Genomic DNA, 18,612 nt, shown 5'->3' with positions numbered 1-18,612 from the left:
CCCCGGCCGCCCCGGCCCCTGGCCGCTCCCGGTTCCGCACCGGGAGCGGCCCGGGGCCGGCGGTCAGTCCCGGGTCATGTCGACGAAGCGCGAGTAGTGGCCCTGGAAGGCGACGGTGATGGTCGCGGTCGGACCGTTACGGTGCTTGGCGACGATCAGGTCGGCCTCGCCCGCGCGCGGGGACTCCTTCTCGTAGGCGTCCTCGCGGTGCAGCAGGATGACCATGTCGGCGTCCTGCTCGATCGAGCCGGACTCGCGCAGGTCGGAGACCATCGGCCGCTTGTCGGTGCGCTGCTCGGGACCACGGTTCAGCTGGGACAGCGCGATGACCGGCACTTCCAGCTCCTTGGCCAGCAGCTTGAGGTTACGGGACATGTCCGAGACCTCCTGCTGGCGGTTCTCGGCCCGGCGGGAGCCGCCGGACTGCATCAGCTGGAGGTAGTCGATGACGATCAGCTTGATGTCGTTGCGCTGCTTGAGCCGGCGGCACTTGGCGCGGATCTCCATCATCGACAGGTTCGGCGAGTCGTCGATGAACAGCGGCGCCTCGCTGACGTCCGGCATCCGGCGGGCGACCCGCGTCCAGTCGTCGTCCGTCATGTTCCCGGAGCGCATGTGGTGCAGCGCGACCCTGGCCTCGGCGGAGAGCAGGCGCATGGCGATCTCGTTGCGGCCCATTTCGAGCGAGAAGATCACGCTCGGCAGCTTGTGGTGGATCGAGCAGGCCCGGGCGAAGTCCAGCGCCAGGGTGGACTTTCCCATCGCGGGGCGGGCCGCGATGACGATCATCTGGCCGGGGTGCAGCCCGTTGGTGAGCGCGTCGAAGTCGGCGAAGCCGGTCGGCACGCCGGACATCTGGCCGTTGCGGGAGCCGATCGCCTCGATCTCGTCGAGGGCGCCCTCCATGATGTCGGCGAGCGGCGCGTAGTCCTCGTTGGTGCGCTGCTCGGTGACGGCGTAGATCTCCGCCTGGGCGGCGTTGACGATCTCGTCCACGTCGCCCTCGGCGGCGTAGCCCATGCCGGCGATCCGGGTGCCGGCCTCGACCAGGCGGCGCAGCACCCCGCGCTCGGCGACGATCTGGGCGTAGTACTCGGCGTTGGCCGCGGTCGGGACGGAGTTGACCAGGGTGTGCAGGTAGGCGGCGCCGCCGACGCGCTGGAGCTCGCCGCGCTTGGTGAGCTCGCCGGCCACGGTGATCGGGTCGGCCGGCTCGCCGCGGGCGTACAGGTCGAGGATCGCGCCGTGCACCATCTCGTGCGCGGGCCGGTAGTAGTCGGCCGGCTTGAGCACCTCGACCACGTCGGCGATGGCGTCCTTGGAGAGCAGCATGCCGCCCAGCACGGACTGCTCGGCCGCGAGGTCCTGCGGGGGGACGCGTTCGAAGCCGTCGACGCCGCCGTGGCCCTCGTCGTCCCGACGGTCGTCCCGGCCGCCGCCCTTGCCGTTCTTGCCGCCCCTGCCGTTGAAGTCGCCGCCGCCCTTGCGGAAGCCCTCGCCCCGGTTGCCGCCCTGACCGCCGCCGCCACCCTGGCCGCCGCGGTTGCGGGAGACCGGCAGCCGGTCGCCGGGACCGTCCGGGAAGGGGGCGTCGTCGAAGGCGCCGGCCGGGAAGGGGTCCTCGGCGGGCTGCCAGTCCTCCTCCGGCGGCGGGGCGTCGTGGTCGTCGTACTGGGGGCCGGTCACGCGTGTTCCCCGATCAGCGAGTGGTGCGAAGTTGGAGCGGGCCTTGCCGGTGGCTGGGTGGAGCGGATCCGCTCCTCTTTGTACGCCACGGCCCCGACAAATCGGACGCCGGGGCCGGTGGGAGTGTCGGGTGGAGGGCCCACGCTAAGGCGCCGGACGCCCTCGCGCCAAGGCGGTTATCCACAGGGGGTGTGGACGAGTGGCCCCGGGCTGTGGAGAACTGCCGCAAAGCTGTGGACACCCCTGTGGAAGCTCCTGTGGATAACCGAACGATCGATCCATCGTCAACCTGTTGACCTGCGATTACCTCTTCCGGGGCCTGTGCATGAGAAATTCTTCACACACTGCCGAACGGCTGTGGGCGCGGACCGGGCGGAGTACACCGCTCGCAGTTTCGAGTAACGACCGAACTGCCCATTGGCCTCTTACCTGTGGATGAGTACCCTGGAGCGCATGAGCACCGCCCCCGCCGAGCCCTCCAGACGCAGCCCTTCCAGACGCAGCCCCACCGGACGCGGCCACGACCGACGCGGCCACGACCGCGAGATCCTCGCCCTGGCGGTGCCCGCCTTCGGCGCCCTGGTCGCCGAACCGCTGTTCCTGATGGCCGACTCCGCGATCGTCGGCCACCTCGGCACGCCCCAGCTCGCCGGGGTCGGCGTCGCCTCCGCCGCCCTCACCACGGCCACCGGGGTGTTCGTCTTCCTCGCCTACGCCACCACCGCCGCGGTGGCCCGCCGGATCGGCGCCGGGGACCGCCGGGGCGCCGTCCAGCAGGGCGTCGACGGCCTCTGGCTCGCTGTCGGCCTGGCCGTCCCGGTGGTCCTGCTCACCCTGCTGCTGGCCCCCTGGGCGGCCGACCTGCTGGGCGCCTCGCCGACCGCGGCGCCGTACGCCGTGACGTACCTGCGGATCAGCTCCCTGGGGATCCCGGCGATGCTGCTGGTGCTGGCCGCCACCGGCGTGCTGCGCGGCCTCCAGGACACCCGTACGCCGCTGCTGGTGGCCGTCGGCGGATTCACCGCCAACATCGGGCTGAACCTCGGCCTGGTGTACGGCGCCGGGCTCGGGGTGGCCGGCTCGGCCTGGGGCACCGTGCTGGCCCAGACCGGGATGGCCGCGGTCTACCTGGTCGTGGTGGTCCGCGGCGCCCGCCGGGAGCGGGCCTCGCTGCGGCCGGACGCGACGGGCATCCGGGCCGGGGCCAGGGCGGGCGGGCCGCTGCTGGTCCGCACGGTCAGCCTGCGCGCGGTGCTGATGATCGCCACCGCGGTGGCCGCCCGGCTCGGCGACGACCAGGTCGCCGCACACCAGATCGCCATGACGCTGTTCAGCTTCCTGGCCTTCGCGCTGGACGCCATCGCGATCGCCGGCCAGGCCATCATCGGCCGCTACCTGGGCGCCTCGGACGTCCCGGGCGCCCGCGCGGCCACCCGGCGGATGGTCGAGTGGGGCCTGGGCTCCGGGGTGGTGCTGGGCCTGCTGGTGGTGCTGGCCCGCCCGCTGTACGTCCCGCTGTTCACCCCCGACCCGGTGGTCCAGGGGCAGCTGCACACGGCCCTGCTGCTGCTCGCGCTCAGCCAGCCGGTGGCGGGCCTGGTCTTCGTGCTGGACGGCGTGCTGATGGGCGCCGGGGACGGCCCCTACCTGGCCCGGGCGGCGCTCGCCACCCTGGCGGTGTTCGCCCCGGCCGCGTTCCTGGTGCCGGCCACCGGCACCGGGCTGGCCGGGCTGTGGTGGGCGATGAACCTGTTCATGCTGGTCCGCGCGGTCTTCCTGGTGGCCCGCGCCCGCGGCGGCCGCTGGCTGGTCACCGGGGCCGTGCGCGACTGAGCGGGCCCGGGAACGCCCGAGGGCCGGACTCCCCGGGGGGAGTCCGGCCCTCGGCCGGTGCTACGGAACTCAGGCAGCCACGACGGCGACGTCGAGGTTGGCCACGACGTCCGAGTGCAGCTTGACCGAGACCTTGTGGGTGCCCACGGTCTTGATCGGCGAGGCGATCGCGACGGCGCGCTTGTCCACGGCCGGGCCGCCGGCGGCCTTGATGGCCTCGACGACGTCGGCCTGGGTCACCGAGCCGAACAGACGGCCGGCGTCACCCGAGCGAACGGCCAGCTTGACCTGGACGCCCTCGAGCTTGCCCTTGACCTCGTTGGCCGCGTCCAGGGTCTGGATCGCGTGGATCTTGCGGGCGCGACGGATCGCGTCGACGTCCTTCTGGCCGCCCTTGGTCCAGCGGATGGCGAAGCCACGCGGGACCAGGAAGTTGCGGGCGTAGCCGTCCTTGACCTCGACGACCTCGCCGGCGGAGCCGAGACCCGGAACCTCGTGCGTGAGGATGATCTTCATTACTCGGTCACCCTCTCTTAGCGCGCGGTGCTGGTGTAGGGCAGCAGCGCCATCTCACGGCTGTTCTTCACGGCCGTGGCGACGTCACGCTGGTGCTGGGTGCAGTTGCCGGTGACACGGCGGGCACGGATCTTTCCGCGGTCGGAGATGTACTTCCGCAGCAGGTTCGTGTCCTTGTAGTCAACGTAGTTGACCTTGTCCTTGCAGAAGACGCAAACCTTCTTCTTCGGCTTGCGAGCAGGCGGCTTCGCCATGGTGTGCTCCATTTGGGGTTCACGGCCCGACCGGCGTCCGGGGACGCCTGCGGCCGGGCCGCACGAAATCTGTCAGCTCTTAGAACGGGGGCTCTTCCGAGAAGCCGCCACCGGACGGGGCGCCGCCCCAGCCGCCGCCGCCCTGGTTTCCACCGGACGGAGCGCTGGACGCCCACGGGTCGTCGGAGGGGCCGGACTGGCCGCCGCCGGAGTTTCCACCCCAGCTGCCGCCGCCCTGCTGGCCGCCACCGTTGCCACCGCCCCAGTTACCGCCCTGGCCGCCGCCCTGCTGGCCGCCGAAGCCGCCGCCGGGAGCGCCGGACCGGTTGGCCCGGGTGACCTTCGCGGTCGCCGAGCGCAGGCTCGGACCGACCTCGTCGACCTCGACCTCGAAGACCGTCCGCTTCTCGCCTTCCTTGGTCTCGTAAGACCGCTGGCGCAGTCGGCCCTGCACGATGACGCGCATGCCGCGCTGCAGCGACTCGGCCACGTTCTCCGCCGGCTGCCGCCAGACGTTGCACGTGAGGAAGAGGCTCTCGCCGTCCTTCCACTCGTTCGTCTGACGGTCGAAGGTGCGGGGGGTGGACGCGATGCGGAACTTCGCGACCGCCGCACCCGACGGGGTGAAGCGCAGCTCGGGGTCGTCGACGAGATTGCCGACGAGGGTGATGACGGTCTCGCCTGCCATGGTGGTGATGACCTCTCGGGAAGATGTCCGTTCACCGCTGTTTCACGTGAAACAGCGGACGCGAGCTACCCGAGACCCGAAGGCCTCAGAAGTGGCTCAGTGGGTGTCCGGGCGCAGGACCTTGGTCCGCAGAACCGACTCGCTCAGGCCCATCTGGCGGTCGAGCTCCTTGACGACCTCAGGCGTGGCCTTGAGGTCGATGACCGAGTAGATGCCCTCGGACTGCTTGTTGATCTCGTAAGCCAGACGGCGACGACCCCAGGTGTCGACCTTCTCGACCTTGCCGCCGGCGTTGCGGACGACGGCCAGGAAGGACTCGATCAGGGGGGAGACAGCGCGCTCCTCGACCGACGGGTCGAGGATGACCATCAGCTCGTAGTGACGCATGAGTAACCCACCTCCTTTGGACTCAGCGGCCACGGTCTCTCCGTGGCAGGAGGGTTGTGCGTAGCGTCGGCACCGGTGCGGTGACGACCCCGGCCCACGGTAGCGGCCGGGTCGGACAGTCGGGCCCCGTACACCCACCAGGGGTGTCACCCGGAAGAGGGCGCAAGGGGGCACAACTACACCAGTGCAGACGGCACAGCCTACCTGCACCCGGACGGCCGAACAAAACGCATAGGGGTTGTGAGACGGACCCAACCGCCGCAATCTGGACGGAACGGGATTCCTGCCCGTTCGTCTCCACGCCAGGAGGTGGGACTCATGGCCCAGTCCGTCCACCGCATGCCCGCCCTCACACTGAACACCGACGGCCACCCGCACCCCCGCGAGAACACCCTGGTGGCCCTGACGGCCGTGCTGGGTGTGATCGCCTTCACCACCTCGTTCTTCTACAACCTGCACCTGCTGACCTCGTGGACCGGCCTGGCCGGGATCGTCACCGGCCTGTGGGGCATGTTCGTCTCGGTCACCACCGCCGAACGCTTCGTCCTGATGATCGCGCTCGGCGCCTCCGCCATCGGCTTCTACCTCGGCATCGCCCGCGGCGGCCTCTGGGGCTGAACACCCGGCTCCAGGAACCCTCGGCGCCCCCGTCGCGTATCTGCATCAGACAGGTACCCGCCGGGGGCGCCGTCGTGCCCGCAGCGCCGGGCCGCCGGGCCCCGGACGATAGGGTCGAGCCCGAGAACCTGGGCCCACCGCAGCCCGACCGACGAGGAGCACCGAGCAATGAGCCTGCGCCTGAGGACGATCACCCGCGAGGAGCACCTCGCCTTCATCAGGAGCCGCGCCTCGGCGAGTCACATGCAGGTGCCGTCCTGGGGCGACGTGAAGGCCGAGTGGCGCTCGGAGTCGATCGGCTGGTTCGACGAGGCCGACCAGCTGGTCGGCGCGGGCCTGGTGCTCTACCGCCAGCTGCCGAAGGTCAAGCGCTACCTCGCCTACCTGCCCGAGGGCCCGGTCATCGACTGGTTCGACCGGGACCTCGACCGCTGGCTCTCCCCGATGCTCGCCCACCTGAAGTCGCAGGGCGCGTTCTCGGTGAAGATGGGCCCGCCGATCGTCATCCGCCGCTGGAACGCCCCCACCATCAAGGAGGCCATCGCCGCCAAGCAGGCCAAGCGCCTGCGCGACGTCGAGGCCGACTGGTACGAGGCCCGCGCCTTCGAGGTGGCCGACCGGCTGCGCAAGGCCGGCTGGCTGCAGGGCGACGACGGCGGGGCCGGCTTCGGCGACGTCCAGCCGCGCTACGTCTTCCAGGTGCCGCTGGCCAACCGCTCGCTGGACGACATCCACAAGAACTTCAACCAGCTCTGGCGCCGCAACATCAAGAAGGCCGAGAAGAGCGGCGTCGAGGTGTACCAGGGCGGCTACGACGAGCTGCCGATCTTCCACCAGCTCTACCTGGTCACCGCCGAGCGCGACAAGTTCACCCCACGCCCGCTGTCCTACTTCCAGCGGATGTGGCAGGCCCTCACCGCCGAGGACCAGAACCGGATGCGGCTCTACATCGCCTACCACGAGGGCGAGCCGCTGGCCGCGACCACGATGCTGGTGGTCGGCGAGCACGTCTGGTACTCCTACGGCGCCTCGGCCAACCACAAGCGCGAGGTCAAGCCGTCCAACGCGATCCAGTGGCGGATGATGCGCGACGCCTACGCCCTCGGCGGCGGCGTGTACGACCTGCGCGGCATCAGCGACACCCTGGACGAGAACGACCACCTGTTCGGTCTGATCCAGTTCAAGGTCGGCACCGGCGGCCAGGCGGCCGAGTACCTCGGCGAGTGGGACTTCCCGCTGAACAAGCTGCTGCACAAGGCCCTCGACCTCTACATGTCCCGCCGCTGAGGAGGCTGCCCCGATGACGCTGTCGCTCTACCTCGAGACCGAACGCTGGCGCGCCCACCAGCGCTCCGTCCTCGCCGAGTTCCCCGGCCTGGTGCCCGTCGCCAAGGGGAACGGCTACGGCCTGGGCAACCACCGGCTGGCCGAGGAGGCGACCCTGCTCGGCACCGGTGTGCTGGCCGTCGGCACCGCGTACGAGGCGGCCGACGCCGCCGAGTGGTACGGCGGCGAGCTGCTGGTGCTCACGCCCTACCGGGTCGGCGAGGAGGTGCTCCCGCTGCCGCACTCCCGGGTGATCCGCACGGTGGCCAGCGTGGACGCGCTGCGCTCGCTGCACGGCGCCCGGGTGGTGCTGGAGTGCATGACCACCATGCGCCGGCACGGCGTGAGCGCCGCCGACCTGCGCACCGTCGCCGCCGAGCTGGACGGCGTCTCCTTCGAGGGCCTCGCCCTGCACCTGCCGATGGACCGGCCGGACGGCTCCAGCCCGGTCGAGGAGGTCGTGTACTGGGTGGACACCGCGCTGGCGGCCGGCATCCCGGTGCACACCGTCTTCGTCAGCCACCTGGGCGCGGCCGGGATGGAACAGCTGGCCCAGCGCTACCCGGGCACCGTGTTCCGGGCCCGGATCGGCACCCGGCTCTGGCTGGGCGACCACGGCGCGCTGGAGGTCCGGGCCACGGTCCTGGACGTCACCCCCTTGAAGAAGGGCGAGCGCTACGGCTACCGCCAGCACCCGGCGCCCACCGACGGCCACATCCTGGTGGTCGCCGGCGGCACCGCGCACGGCATCGGCCTGGAGGCGCCCAAGTACGTGGCCAGCATGGGCGCCCGCGCCAAGGGCATCGCCCGGGCCGGTCTGGCGACGGTCAACAAGACCAAGTCGCCGTTCCACTGGGCGGGCAAGCAGCTCTGGTTCGCCGAGCCGCCGCACATGCAGGTCTCACTGCTGTTCCTGGACGGCGAGACCGCGCCCCCCGCGATCGGCGAGGAGCTGGGCCTCCAGGTCCGGCACACCACCACCCACTTCGACCGGGTGGTGGACCGCTAGGCCCTGTCCGGTCGATCTTGTCGGATCAGCCCGCGGCGGTGGGCGCCCGGCTGGGCGTGCGCCCGGATCGTCCTCGTACTGGGTGTACTCGGGCGATTCGGGCGTGCGGCCAGGCGGGATGCCCGGCGTCGCGGGCCCGGCAAGATCGGCCGGACAGGGCAGGAGCCGCCGGCGGCCGCTACGGGCCGCTGGGGGCCGCTACGCCTTCCCGTCGGCCGGTTCCTTCGCCGGTGGCTCCTCCAGCCACTGCTCGAAGGAGCCGGCCGGCGCGTATCCGGCGTAGCTCCGCTCCTCCTCCAGCCGCCGGGCGGCGCCCAGGGTCACCACGTCCGGCGCGCCGTCCAGCACCCCGCCGGAGGGGTCGTCGGTGCCGTCCCAGCGGACCGGGTCGCGGTCCGGGTAGAGGGCGTCCCGGACCACCAGCACGACCAGGTAGAGCGTGCCGAGCAGGTGCAGCGCGATCGCGAAGTGGTACCAGGGCTCGCCGATGCCGTGCTGCTTGGGCCCTGTGACGAAGCCCAGGTGGGACCAGATGCCCAGGGTGTACAGCACCTCGCAGGCCTGCCAGACCAGCAGGTCGCGCCAGCGCGGCCTGGCCAGCGCCGCGAGCGGCAGCAGCCAGAGCGCGTACTGCGGCGAGTACACCTTGTTGACCAGCACGAACAGCGCGACCACCAGGAAGGCCAGCTGCGCGAACCGCGGCCGGCGCGGCGCCGAGAGGCCGAGCCACGCTATGGCCGCGCAGCCCAGCACCATCAGCACGCCGATGTAGAGGTCGAGGTCGGCCAGCCCCACGCCGCGCTGCTGCATCAGGATCAGCCAGAACGAGCCGTAGTCCTCGCCGCGGTGCTTGCTGAACACGTAGAAGGTCGACCAGCCCTGCCAGTTGGCCAGCATGATCGGCAGGTTGACCACCAGCCAGGCCCCGACCGCGCCGCCGAGCAGCAGCCGGAACTCGCGCCACTTGCCCGCCCGCCAGCAGAGCACCAGCAGCGGGCCGATCAGCAGCAGCGGGTAGAGCTTCGCAGCGGTGGCCAGGCCGATGAAGACCCCGGCCCAGCCGGGCCGGGAGCCGGACCACCAGGCCATCGCCACGGCGGCCAGGGCGACCGCGAGCAGGTCCCAGTTGATCGTGCCGTTGAGCAGCAGGACCGGCGAGAGCGCGAACAGCATCGCGTCCCAGGGGCGGCGGCGGTGGGTGCGCGAGAGCGCGACCGCGGCGACCACCGCACAGGCCATCAGCAGCCCGGCGTTGATCGCCCAGAACCACTGCTCCTGGGCCTGCTCGGTGCCGCCGCCGGGCGTCAGCCAGGCCGCGACCTGCATGAACAGGCCGGTCAGCACCGGGTACTCCAGGTACTGGAGGTCCCCCGTGGTACCGGGGATGCGGTCCACGTACGGGTGCAGCCCGGCCGCGAAGCCGCGGCCGGAGAACAGGTGCGGGACGTCGCTGTAGCAGGCGTGGATGTACTGCGGCGAGCCCGGCTGGAACCAGGCCTGGTCGTAGCAGGGCAGGTTGTGCACCATGCCGAGCGCGGAGACCACGATCACCACCAGGGCCAGCACCCGCACCGGGATCCACCAGGAGACGCCGAGCAGCGCCCGCCGGCCGGGCGGGCCGCCGAACACCTCGCTGCCGGCCGCCGCCACCCGGTCCTCGTCCGCCGGGACGACCACGGTGTCGGCCGCCGGCACGGCCGTGGCGACGGCCGCCGGGGTGGGCCCTGCGGCGGCGCCGGGCCCGTCCGGGCCGCCGGTTTCGTCACGATCGCTCGACGTCATGCCGGACATCCTGCCGCACCGGATGCGCCGGGACGAGGAGGACCCTGCGGTGGTCCAGCGGTACGGACGGGGCGCGTGCGGCGAATCGTGACGAAACGGCGGTGGCGGCCCTCCGAGGAGGACCGCCACCGCCGTTGTCGGCTTCTCACCGGTCGGACCGGTCGGCCGGTCGGACCGGGCTACTGCCCGGCCGCTGCGCCACCGCCTTGCAGGCCGCCGCCACCGCCGGCACCGCCGGCACCGCCGGCACCACCGGCGCCGCCGGTGCTGCTCGGGCTCGGCTTTCCGCCGGTGCCACCGTTGCCGGCACCGCCGTTGCCGGCACCGCCGTTGCCACCGGCCGGCGGCGTCGACGGGCAACCGAGGATCAGGTTGCAGGGGGTGTCCGTCGGCTTCGGCTTGTGGGTCTGGGTCGGCGGCGCGGTCGGCGGGCAGTCGATGGTCGGCACGCAGCCGCTGCCCTGGGTGGGCTGCGGGGGCTGCGGCTGGTTGGGCTGCTGGGTCGGCTGCTGGGTCTCCACCGTGGTCGGCGGGGTGGTGGTCGGGGTCTGGGAGGGCGTCATGGTGGCCGTGGACGGCGCGCCGGAGGAGTCCACCTCGGTGCCGACCGGCTGCGGGGTCGGGAAGTCCACCTTCTTCTCGTTGGCCAGGGCGGCCTTCATGTACCGGGTGAAGATGTCGGTGGGGATGTCACCACCGTGGATGGACTCCTTGCCGCCGGTGCCGTTGAGGGACTCCCGGTCGTGCTTGTTCGGGTCCTCGCGCCACATCGCCACGCTGGTCACCAGCTGCGGGGTGTAGCCGACCCACCAGGCCGACTTGTTCTGGTCGGTGGTACCGGTCTTGCCGGCCACCGGGCGGCCCAGGGTGTTGGTCTTGGTACCAGTACCGTTCTTGGCCACGTTCACCAGCACGTCGGTGACGTTGTCCGCGACGGCCGGCTCCAGCGCGACCTTGGCGTCCTTCTTGCCGAAGCCCGGGCGCTCCTTGCCGTCCACCTCGACCTTGGTGACCGAGTAGGGCTCGGCCTCCTTGCCGCTGGCGGCCAGGGTGCCGTAGCCGGTGGCCATCCGGATCGGGCTGATGGTCGAGGTGCCGAGCGGGAAGGTCGCGGTCTTCGGGTCGGCCAGGCTCTCCCGCTTGATGCCCATCTGCACGGCCATGTCGGCCACGGCGGGGCCGCCGACGTCCTGGTTGAGCTGGACGAAGGGCACGTTGTACGAGAACTGCATGGCCTGCCGCAGCGAGACGTAGCCGCGCTTGCCGGCGTCCTCGTTCTTCTGCCGGTAGGGCTTGCCGTCGTCGCCGATCACCAGCGAGCCGTCGGGCTTGCGGATCTCGGACATGTCGTCGGCCAGGTAGCGGCTGTCCGCGTTGATCCGCTTCGGCTTGCCGTCGGTGTCCTTCGCGGTCTGCACACCGGTCTGCATCGCGGTGGCCAGGACGAAGGGCTTGAAGGTCGAGCCGACCTGGACACCGCCGGCGTTGGCGTTGTTGTCGAAGTGGCCGTTCTCCACGCCGTCGCCGCCGTAGATGGCGACCATCGCGCCGTCCCCGGGCTTGATGCTGGCGGCGCCGAACTGGACGAAGGTGTCGTTGTTGGGCCGCTTCTGCGGGTCGAGGTTCTCGCCCTTGACGTCGTCGACGGCCTTCTTGAGGGCGTCGACCTTGTCCTTCTCGAAGGTGGTGTAGATCTTCAGACCACCCTTGTCGAGCATCTGCTGGGTGATCGACTTGTCGGTGGTCATCACGTACTGGTTGGCGGTGTCGACCAGGTAGCTGATCTCACCGTTCATGTTGGAGCTGGCCTTCAACGCGATCGGCTCGGGGAAGGTGGTGCACTTCGCCCGCTCCTCCGCGGTGGCGTTGTGGGTGGTCACCATCCGGTCCAGGATCCACTTCCAGCGCTCCACCGCGCGGTCGTGGTTGGCCGGCTTGGAGGGGTCGTAGTAGTTGGCACCCTTCAACAGCCCGGCGAGCATGGCACTCTGGCAGAGGTTCAGGTCCTTGGCGTTGACCCCGTAGTACGCCTGCGCCGCGGCCTGGGCGCCGTTGGCGTTGCGGCCGAACCAGCTGGTGTTGAGGTACCCCTTGAGGATGTCCTCCTTGCTGGTCTGCTGGTTGAGCTTGAGCGTGATGAAGAACTCCCTCAGCTTGCGGCTGATGGTCTGTTCCTGGCTCAGGTAGGCGTTCTTGACGTACTGCTGGGTGATCGTCGAGGCGCCCTGGGTCTCGCCGCCCTTCGCCATGTTGTAGACGGCGCGCAGCATGCCCTTGGGGTCGATGCCGCTGTCGGTGCGGAAGGTCTCGTTCTCCGCCGAGATGACGGCGTTCTGCAGGGTGGGGTTGATGTCGTTGAGCTCGACGATCTGACGGTTGGTCTCGCCCTTGCGGGTCATCTCCGTGTTGTCGGCCCAGTAGTAGATGGTGTTCTGGTCCTTCACCAGGTCCTTGAGCTGGGGCACCGTCGTGGTCTGGTACAGGTAGAACACGACGCCCACGCAGGCGGCGAAGCACACCAGGAAGACGCTGGAGACCAGCTTCCAGGACGGCAGCCAGCGCCGGAAGCCGGTCTTGCCGAACCGCGGGTAGTCGATGAAGCGCTTCTTGCCGGGGCCGGCCGCAGCGGCGGCGGAGGCGGCGGCGGCACCGCGCCGGCCACCGCCCTTCCCCTTCTTCTGGGAGGCCTTGCGCATCTCGGCGCGGCCCATCCGGGGTTGCTGGGCGGTCTCCCGGACACCGGGCGGACGTCGACGGCCGACGCCTTCCGAGCCCAGTTCGTCGGGGCCGGGGCCGCCCCGACGGCCGCCGCCTCCCGGCGGCTGCTGCCCGTCACCGCCCGAATTGGGCGTCCTTCGCCGTCGCTCGCTCATGTTTCCAGCCGCTCCTCGCCAGGCCCGGTCGGCCTGAAGGCAGGGTTCCTGTCCGATGCCCGGACCGCCCTAACCCCGGAGGTTGGTCCTCGTGCACACGCGACAGCGTACGCAGCGGGAAAACCTTCCTAATCGGGCATCAGGTGCCAATGCCCGCAAAACGGCAGCAGATCATTACACGGCCGTTGCCAACCCCACCCGCGCGTCGGCTTGTGATCACATTCACGCGTGCCCCCCTTGCTCGTTCCGGGGGTCGGGTTTACTGTTCTCGATATATCGAGCCGATACATCGAAGCGGTATACCGCCGAGGCAACGGCCGGAGCGAGGGTCGAGAGGGAGGAGGACGACGGCAGTGGGCAGGCGCTCAGGAGTGCTGGAGTTCGCCGTTCTCGGGCTGCTCCACGACGCCCCGATGCACGGCTACGAACTGCGCAAACGGCTCAACATCCTGCTCGGGGCACTGCGGGCGCTCTCCTACGGAACGCTCTACCCGTGCTTGAAGAGCCTGGTCGCCCAGGGCTTCCTGGTCGAGGACAACCCGGACGTCGAGTACGTCCCGGCCACCGCGCTCAACGGCAAGCGGTCGAAGATCGTCTACCGGCTCTCCCCCGAGGGCAAGCAGCGCTTCGAGGAGCTGCTCGCCGACTCCGGCCCGGAGGCCTGGGAGGACGAGCGCTTCGGCGTCCACTTCGCCTTCTTCGGTCAGACCGACCGGGCCGTCCGGATGCGCGTCCTGGAAGGCCGCCGCAGCCGGCTGGAGGAGCGCCTGGAGCGGATGCGCAACTCGCTGGCCCGCGCCCGCGAACGGTTCGACGACTACACCGTCGAACTCCAGCGGCACGGCCTGGAGTCGGTGGAACGCGAGGTCCGGTGGCTCAACGAGCTGATCGAGACCGAGCGGGCCAACCGCACCGGCCGGACCGGGCCCGCCACCGGCGCCCCCACCGGGACCGCCGGAACCACCGCCGTACCCCACACGACTTCGGACGGCCGTGGCCAGGAGACCGGGTCCTCCGACCCGTCCGGGCCACCGTACGACCGCCCGGGGCGCTCCGCCCAGGAGCGCTGACGCCGCGTCAGCCCTGTGCCGCGCGGCAGGAGTGGGCGCCTCGCGCCCGTACAAGCAGTCATTCGAAGAAGCAGGACGAGTGCCGTCTGTTCCGACGGCCCTCATGAGATCAGAGGGAGCAACCGGAATGGGTTCGGTTCGCGTAGCCATCGTGGGCGTGGGCAACTGCGCCGCGTCGCTGGTGCAGGGTGTCGAGTACTACAAGGACGCCGACCCGGCCGGCAGGGTCCCCGGGCTGATGCACGTCCAGTTCGGTGACTACCACGTCCGTGACGTGGAGTTCGTCGCCGCCTTCGACGTCGACGCCAAGAAGGTCGGCTTCGACCTGGCCGACGCCATCGGCAGCAGCGAGAACAACACCATCAAGATCTGCGACGTCCCGCCGACCGGCGTGACCGTCCAGCGCGGCCACACCCTCGACGGTCTGGGCAAGTACTACCTGGAGACCATCGAGGAGTCGGACGAGACCCCGGTCGACGTCGTCCAGATCCTCAAGGACCAGCAGGTCGACGTCCTGGTCTGCTACCTGCCCGTCGGCTCCGAGAAGGCCGCCAAGTTCTACGCCCAGTGCGCCATCGACGCCAAGGTCGCCTTCGTGAACGCCCTGCCGGTGTTCATCGCGGGCACCAAGGAGTGGGCGGACAAGTTCACCGAGGCCGGCGTGCCGATCGTCGGTGACGACATCAAGTCCCAGGTCGGCGCCACCATCACGCACCGCGTGATGGCCAAGCTGTTCGAGGACCGCGGTGTCATCCTCGAGCGCACCATGCAGCTGAACGTCGGCGGCAACATGGACTTCAAGAACATGCTCGAGCGCGAGCGCCTGGAGTCCAAGAAGATCTCCAAGACCCAGGCCGTCACCTCGCAGATCCGCGACCGCGAGCTGGGCGCCAAGAACGTCCACATCGGTCCCTCGGACTACGTGGCCTGGCTGGACGACCGCAAGTGGGCCTACGTCCGCCTGGAGGGTCGCGCGTTCGGCGACGTCCCGCTGAACCTGGAGTACAAGCTCGAGGTCTGGGACTCCCCGAACTCGGCTGGTGTCATCATCGACGCCGTCCGCGCCGCGAAGATCGCCAAGGACCGCGGCATCGGCGGCCCGATCCTGTCGGCCTCCTCGTACTTCATGAAGTCCCCGCCGGTCCAGTACTTCGACGACGAGGCCAAGGAGAACGTCGAGAAGTTCATCCGCGGCGAGGTCGAGCGCTGAGCACAGCTCGGTTCGCGACCGTAGGACACCGGGCGCCGAGCTGACCGCTCGTAACGCGCCAGAAGGGCTCACGATCATCCGGTCGTGAGCCCTTCACGTTCGCGCAGCGAATGTTTCACATGAAACGGTGCCCGGTTCCGTGGCACCCTGGGCGGGTGGCGATCACCGAGAACGGCAGCACCCACCAGTCCGCGCACCGCGCCACGCTCCTCGGTCTGCTCCGCGGCCGGGACTTCCGCCGGCTACTCACCGCCCGGGTGCTCTCCCAGCTCTCGGACGGCGTCTTCCAGGTCTCACTCGCCGCCTACGTGGTCTTCTCCCCCGAGAAGCAGTCCTCCCCCGCCGACATCGCCTCGGTGCTGGCCGTGATGCTGCTGCCGTTCTCGGTGATCGGCCCGTTCGCCGGGGTGCTGCTGGACCGCTGGCGCCGGCGCCAGGTGCTCTACTTCGGCAACCTGGCCCGCTTCGGGCTGGGCCTGGGCACCGGCGCGCTGCTCCTGGCCGAGGCACCGACCTGGCTGTTCTTCGCCTCGGCCCTGCTGGTCACCGCGCTCAACCGGTTCATCCTGGCCGGGCTGTCGGCCGCGCTGCCCCGGGTGGTCGAGCAGGACCGGCTGGTCACCGCCAACGCCCTCTCCCCCACCCTCGGGACCGTCGCCGCCGCCCTGGGCGGGGGCATCGGCTTCCTGCTGCACCAGCTGATGGCCCCCGGGCCGAAGGCGGACGCCGCACTGGTCACCGTCGCCTCGCTGCTCTACCTCTCGGCCGCGCTGGCCGCCCGCCGGATGGACCGCGACCTGCTCGGCCCGGACCAGCACGGCGAGCGCCCCGCGCTCGGCCAGGCGCTGGTGGGGGCCGCCGTCGGGCTCGGCTCCGCCGTCCGCCACCTGGTGCGGGACTGCCGCCCGGCCGTGCACGCGCTGGCCGCCGTCACGGCGGCCCGGTTCTGCTACGGCGTGCTGATCGTGGTCGTGGTGATGCTCGCCCGCTACACCTTCAACGCCCCGACCGACAGCGCGGCCGGGCTGGCCACCCTCGGCCAGGCGGTCGGGCTGTCGGCCGCCGGGTTCTTCGTCGCCGCGGTGGTCAGCCCCTGGTGCACCCGCCGGCTCGGCCTGGCCGGCTGGATGACGGTCTGCCTGCTCGCCCCGGTGGTCTTCGTCCCCGCGCTGGGCCTGTTCTTCGCCCCGGTGCCCACCCTGGCCGCCGCGCTGCTGCTCGGGGTGGTCACCCAGGGCACCAAGATCTGCGCCGACACCGTGGTGCAGGAGTCGGTCGAGGACGAGTTCCGCGGCCGGGTGTTCGCCGTCTACGACGTGCTGTTCAACGTCGCCTTCGTGGCCGCCGCCCTGGTGACGGCCCTGGTGCTGCCGCTGTCCGGCCGCTCGGTCACGGTGGTGGTCGGGGTGGCGGTGGTGTACGGGCTGACCGCGGTGTTCTACCTGCGGGCCGCCCGGCGGTCCGGCCCCCTGCCCGGCGAGGCCCACTGACACCGCGCGGTACCGGAACCGCAACCGGTTCGTCCCGGACTCCGGTTGCGGCCACCGGACCGATTGCGTCCGACCCGGTCGCTAAGGTACGTAAACCTGTCGGAAGGACAGCACTCTGTCTCGGGGGACGAACTGATGAGCACACCGACCGGTCCGTACGGGCCGCCGCCACCCGCGGCGCCGGGCTTCGGTCCGCCCCCACCCGGCTACGCCCAGGCGCCGTACGGCGGGCCGCCCGCCCAGCAGCCGTACGCCCCGGGCCCGTACGGCGGCCCGCCGCCGAGCCCCCAACCCCCGTACGGCCAGCCGCCGTACCCCCAGCCGCCCCACGGGCAGGCGCCGTACGGGCCGCAGCCGCCCGCCGGGCCGTACGGCTACCCGCAGCCCGGTGCGGCCCCCACGGCGCCGCCCGCCAAGCGCGGTGCCCGCGCCAAGCTGCGGATCGCCGGGGCGGTCGGCGGCTGCGTGGTGCTCGCGGGCGCGTACTTCTTCAGCAGCCCGAACGTCAGCAGCGCCAAGCCCGGGGACTGCGTCCGGGTGAGCGGCTCCCGTGACGTCGAGATCGTCAAGTGCACTGATTCCCAGGCGAATTACAAGGTGCTGTCGAAGTTCACCGGCACCACCGACGTGACCCGCTGCCGACAGACCCCGCAGACCACCAGCGCCGTCTCGGGCAAGAGCGGCCGCCGCTGGAACAAGACGCGGTACGTGCTCTGCCTCGGCCCCCTGACCCCCACCACCGGCTACCCGCCGGTGAAGAAGTCCTGACCCTTCCACCACGTCCTTGTTCCGGGGGGATCCCTTGTCCGCTCCGCCTCCGCCCCAGATGCCCTACGGCCCGCCACCCGGCGACGGCAACCCGTACGCCGGCGGCCCGTACGGCGCCCCGCCACCGCCGCCCCCGCCCGGGTACGGCTACCCGAGCGCCCCGCCCCCGCCGGAGCAGCCGTACGGCGCCCAGCCGCCCGGCTACGGCTACGGCTACCCGCCGCCGGCCCCGATGGACGGGGAGCACTGCCGCTTCTGCGGCGGCTTCCCGGCCGTACGCGCCACCGTCCGCGGCCACCAGGGCCTGCTGATCGCGTTCCGGATGCTGCGGATGCACGGCCCGTTCTGCCGCACCTGCGGCACGGCCACCGTGCGCGACATGTCGGCCAGGACGCTGGTCCAGGGCTGGTGGAGCTGGATCTCACCGATCCTGACCGTGATCACCCTGCTGATGAACCTCGGCGCCCACAACCGGATCAAGCGGCTGCCGCCGCCCATGCCGGGCACCCACGGCCCGCAGCTGGACCCGGGCGCCCCGCTGGGCAGCCGTCCGCACGTCGCCATGCTGCTGGTGCCGGTCTCCCTGCTGGTCACCGGGGTCCTGCTGGCCACCGGCGTGATCGGCCCGAAGCAGGACTCCGGCCCCGTCGCGGGGCCGACGACGACCAGCACGGTCACCTTCTCGCCGTCGCCGCGGCCCACGTTCAGCTACACCCCGCCGCCGCCGCTCCCGGTGCCCACCTTCTCCCTGCCGAGCATCACCCTGCCGCCGCCCGCGACCCCGGCGGCCAAGGACGACGTCGACAGCGCGGGCATCGGCGACTGCCTGCGCAACGAGAACTCCAGCAACGCGACCGCGGACGACCACCCGAAGATCACCGTGCTGCCCTGCACCGACCCCAAGGCCCAGTACAAGGTGGTCTACAAGTACTTCGCCACCTCGGACGAGAAGGCCTGCGAGAAGCAGCCGAAGTCGGACAGCACCTACACCCGCACCTACACCAAGCTCCCCGCGCTGAACTACGTGCTCTGCCTCAAGCACATCAACGGCTGACCGGACGCGAGCGCGGCGGTCACCATCCCCGAGGGGATGGTGACCGCC

General features: G+C 71.0%; 16 protein-coding genes. 9 read left to right on the top strand and 7 right to left on the bottom strand.

Annotation, left to right across the window (positions count from 1 at the left end):
* Positions 1 to 63: 63 nt before the first annotated feature.
* Positions 64 to 1,560 carry a replicative DNA helicase gene (dnaB, locus tag ACFV8H_RS03660; RefSeq protein WP_375882933.1) on the bottom strand — a complete coding sequence of 499 codons (1,497 nt, stop codon included), beginning with the start codon at positions 1,558 to 1,560 and terminating at the stop codon, positions 64 to 66.
* A 579-nt stretch (positions 1,561 to 2,139) separates the two neighbouring features.
* On the opposite strand from dnaB, the gene ACFV8H_RS03655 reads away from it, so the two are divergent.
* Positions 2,140 to 3,519 carry an MATE family efflux transporter gene (locus ACFV8H_RS03655; protein ID WP_380396356.1) on the top strand — a complete coding sequence of 460 codons (1,380 nt, stop codon included), beginning with the start codon at positions 2,140 to 2,142 and terminating at the stop codon, positions 3,517 to 3,519.
* Between the two features lie 69 nt (positions 3,520 to 3,588).
* Here the strand turns inward: ACFV8H_RS03655 and rplI are convergent, their stop codons facing one another.
* The 4 genes from rplI to rpsF all read right to left on the bottom strand — a co-directional run bounded on the left by rplI (position 3,589) and on the right by rpsF (position 5,364).
* Entirely contained in the window at positions 3,589 to 4,035 is a 447-nt protein-coding gene (gene rplI / locus ACFV8H_RS03650; protein WP_360227569.1) for a 50S ribosomal protein L9, read from the bottom strand.
* A 17-nt stretch (positions 4,036 to 4,052) separates the two neighbouring features.
* Positions 4,053 to 4,289, bottom strand: coding sequence for a 30S ribosomal protein S18 (gene rpsR / locus ACFV8H_RS03645; RefSeq protein WP_030059640.1), 237 nt, complete (start codon positions 4,287 to 4,289; stop codon positions 4,053 to 4,055).
* A gap of 79 nt (positions 4,290 to 4,368) precedes the next feature.
* On the bottom strand, positions 4,369 to 4,977 hold the full coding sequence (locus ACFV8H_RS03640) for a single-stranded DNA-binding protein (protein ID WP_375882874.1): 609 nt from the start codon (positions 4,975 to 4,977) through the stop codon (positions 4,369 to 4,371).
* 96 nt (positions 4,978 to 5,073) lie between these two features.
* Entirely contained in the window at positions 5,074 to 5,364 is a 291-nt protein-coding gene (gene rpsF / locus ACFV8H_RS03635; protein WP_375882877.1) for a 30S ribosomal protein S6, read from the bottom strand.
* Between the two features lie 318 nt (positions 5,365 to 5,682).
* On the opposite strand from rpsF, the gene ACFV8H_RS03630 reads away from it, so the two are divergent.
* The 3 genes from ACFV8H_RS03630 (at position 5,683) to ACFV8H_RS03620 (ending at position 8,317) form a co-directional block, all read left to right on the top strand.
* Positions 5,683 to 5,982: a hypothetical protein gene (locus ACFV8H_RS03630; RefSeq protein WP_375882880.1), complete on the top strand. Its 300-nt coding sequence runs from the start codon at positions 5,683 to 5,685 to the stop codon at positions 5,980 to 5,982.
* Between the two features lie 168 nt (positions 5,983 to 6,150).
* Positions 6,151 to 7,269, top strand: a complete 1,119-nt coding sequence (locus ACFV8H_RS03625; protein ID WP_375882883.1) for a lipid II:glycine glycyltransferase FemX — start codon at positions 6,151 to 6,153, stop codon at positions 7,267 to 7,269.
* A 13-nt stretch (positions 7,270 to 7,282) separates the two neighbouring features.
* On the top strand, positions 7,283 to 8,317 hold the full coding sequence (locus ACFV8H_RS03620; RefSeq protein ID WP_375882884.1) for an alanine racemase: 1,035 nt from the start codon (positions 7,283 to 7,285) through the stop codon (positions 8,315 to 8,317).
* 198 nt (positions 8,318 to 8,515) lie between these two features.
* On the opposite strand, the gene ACFV8H_RS03615 is transcribed toward ACFV8H_RS03620, so the two are convergent.
* Complete coding sequence (locus ACFV8H_RS03615) at positions 8,516 to 10,099, bottom strand: glycosyltransferase family 87 protein (protein ID WP_380396355.1); 1,584 nt, start codon at positions 10,097 to 10,099, stop codon at positions 8,516 to 8,518.
* A gap of 179 nt (positions 10,100 to 10,278) precedes the next feature.
* On the bottom strand, positions 10,279 to 12,972 hold the full coding sequence (locus ACFV8H_RS03610) for a transglycosylase domain-containing protein (RefSeq protein WP_380396354.1): 2,694 nt from the start codon (positions 12,970 to 12,972) through the stop codon (positions 10,279 to 10,281).
* 353 nt (positions 12,973 to 13,325) lie between these two features.
* Between ACFV8H_RS03610 and ACFV8H_RS03605 the strand changes: the two genes are divergently transcribed.
* The 5 genes from ACFV8H_RS03605 (at position 13,326) to ACFV8H_RS03585 (ending at position 18,564) form a co-directional block, all read left to right on the top strand.
* Positions 13,326 to 14,042 carry a PadR family transcriptional regulator gene (locus tag ACFV8H_RS03605; protein ID WP_380396353.1) on the top strand — a complete coding sequence of 239 codons (717 nt, stop codon included), beginning with the start codon at positions 13,326 to 13,328 and terminating at the stop codon, positions 14,040 to 14,042.
* Between the two features lie 127 nt (positions 14,043 to 14,169).
* On the top strand, positions 14,170 to 15,252 hold the full coding sequence (locus ACFV8H_RS03600; protein WP_380396352.1) for an inositol-3-phosphate synthase: 1,083 nt from the start codon (positions 14,170 to 14,172) through the stop codon (positions 15,250 to 15,252).
* A 155-nt stretch (positions 15,253 to 15,407) separates the two neighbouring features.
* Entirely contained in the window at positions 15,408 to 16,742 is a 1,335-nt protein-coding gene (locus ACFV8H_RS03595) for an MFS transporter (protein WP_380396351.1), read from the top strand.
* A gap of 135 nt (positions 16,743 to 16,877) precedes the next feature.
* On the top strand, positions 16,878 to 17,510 hold the full coding sequence (locus ACFV8H_RS03590; protein ID WP_380396350.1) for a hypothetical protein: 633 nt from the start codon (positions 16,878 to 16,880) through the stop codon (positions 17,508 to 17,510).
* A 34-nt stretch (positions 17,511 to 17,544) separates the two neighbouring features.
* Positions 17,545 to 18,564 carry a hypothetical protein gene (locus tag ACFV8H_RS03585; protein WP_380396349.1) on the top strand — a complete coding sequence of 340 codons (1,020 nt, stop codon included), beginning with the start codon at positions 17,545 to 17,547 and terminating at the stop codon, positions 18,562 to 18,564.
* Positions 18,565 to 18,612: the final 48 nt, after the last annotated feature.

The sequence above is a fragment of the Kitasatospora sp. NPDC059827 genome (genome assembly GCF_042731675.1).
GTDB lineage: Bacteria > Actinomycetota > Actinomycetes > Streptomycetales > Streptomycetaceae > Kitasatospora.
This window is presented reverse-complemented; position numbering and strand designations above follow the sequence as displayed.

Excerpts from the sequence above, each read along its gene's own strand:
- ACFV8H_RS03655 (WP_380396356.1), top strand. The coding sequence starts at position 2,140 with ATGAGCACCGCCCCCGCCGAGCCCTCCAGACGCAGCCCTTCCAGACGC.
- rplI (WP_360227569.1), bottom strand. The coding sequence starts at position 4,035 with ATGAAGATCATCCTCACGCACGAGGTTCCGGGTCTCGGCTCCGCCGGC.
- rpsR (WP_030059640.1), bottom strand. The coding sequence starts at position 4,289 with ATGGCGAAGCCGCCTGCTCGCAAGCCGAAGAAGAAGGTTTGCGTCTTC.
- ACFV8H_RS03640 (WP_375882874.1), bottom strand. The coding sequence starts at position 4,977 with ATGGCAGGCGAGACCGTCATCACCCTCGTCGGCAATCTCGTCGACGAC.
- rpsF (WP_375882877.1), bottom strand. The coding sequence starts at position 5,364 with ATGCGTCACTACGAGCTGATGGTCATCCTCGACCCGTCGGTCGAGGAG.
- ACFV8H_RS03630 (WP_375882880.1), top strand. The coding sequence starts at position 5,683 with ATGGCCCAGTCCGTCCACCGCATGCCCGCCCTCACACTGAACACCGAC.
- ACFV8H_RS03625 (WP_375882883.1), top strand. The coding sequence starts at position 6,151 with ATGAGCCTGCGCCTGAGGACGATCACCCGCGAGGAGCACCTCGCCTTC.
- ACFV8H_RS03620 (WP_375882884.1), top strand. The coding sequence starts at position 7,283 with ATGACGCTGTCGCTCTACCTCGAGACCGAACGCTGGCGCGCCCACCAG.
- ACFV8H_RS03615 (WP_380396355.1), bottom strand. The coding sequence starts at position 10,099 with ATGACGTCGAGCGATCGTGACGAAACCGGCGGCCCGGACGGGCCCGGC.
- ACFV8H_RS03610 (WP_380396354.1), bottom strand. The coding sequence starts at position 12,972 with ATGAGCGAGCGACGGCGAAGGACGCCCAATTCGGGCGGTGACGGGCAG.
- ACFV8H_RS03600 (WP_380396352.1), top strand. The coding sequence starts at position 14,170 with ATGGGTTCGGTTCGCGTAGCCATCGTGGGCGTGGGCAACTGCGCCGCG.
- ACFV8H_RS03590 (WP_380396350.1), top strand. The coding sequence starts at position 16,878 with ATGAGCACACCGACCGGTCCGTACGGGCCGCCGCCACCCGCGGCGCCG.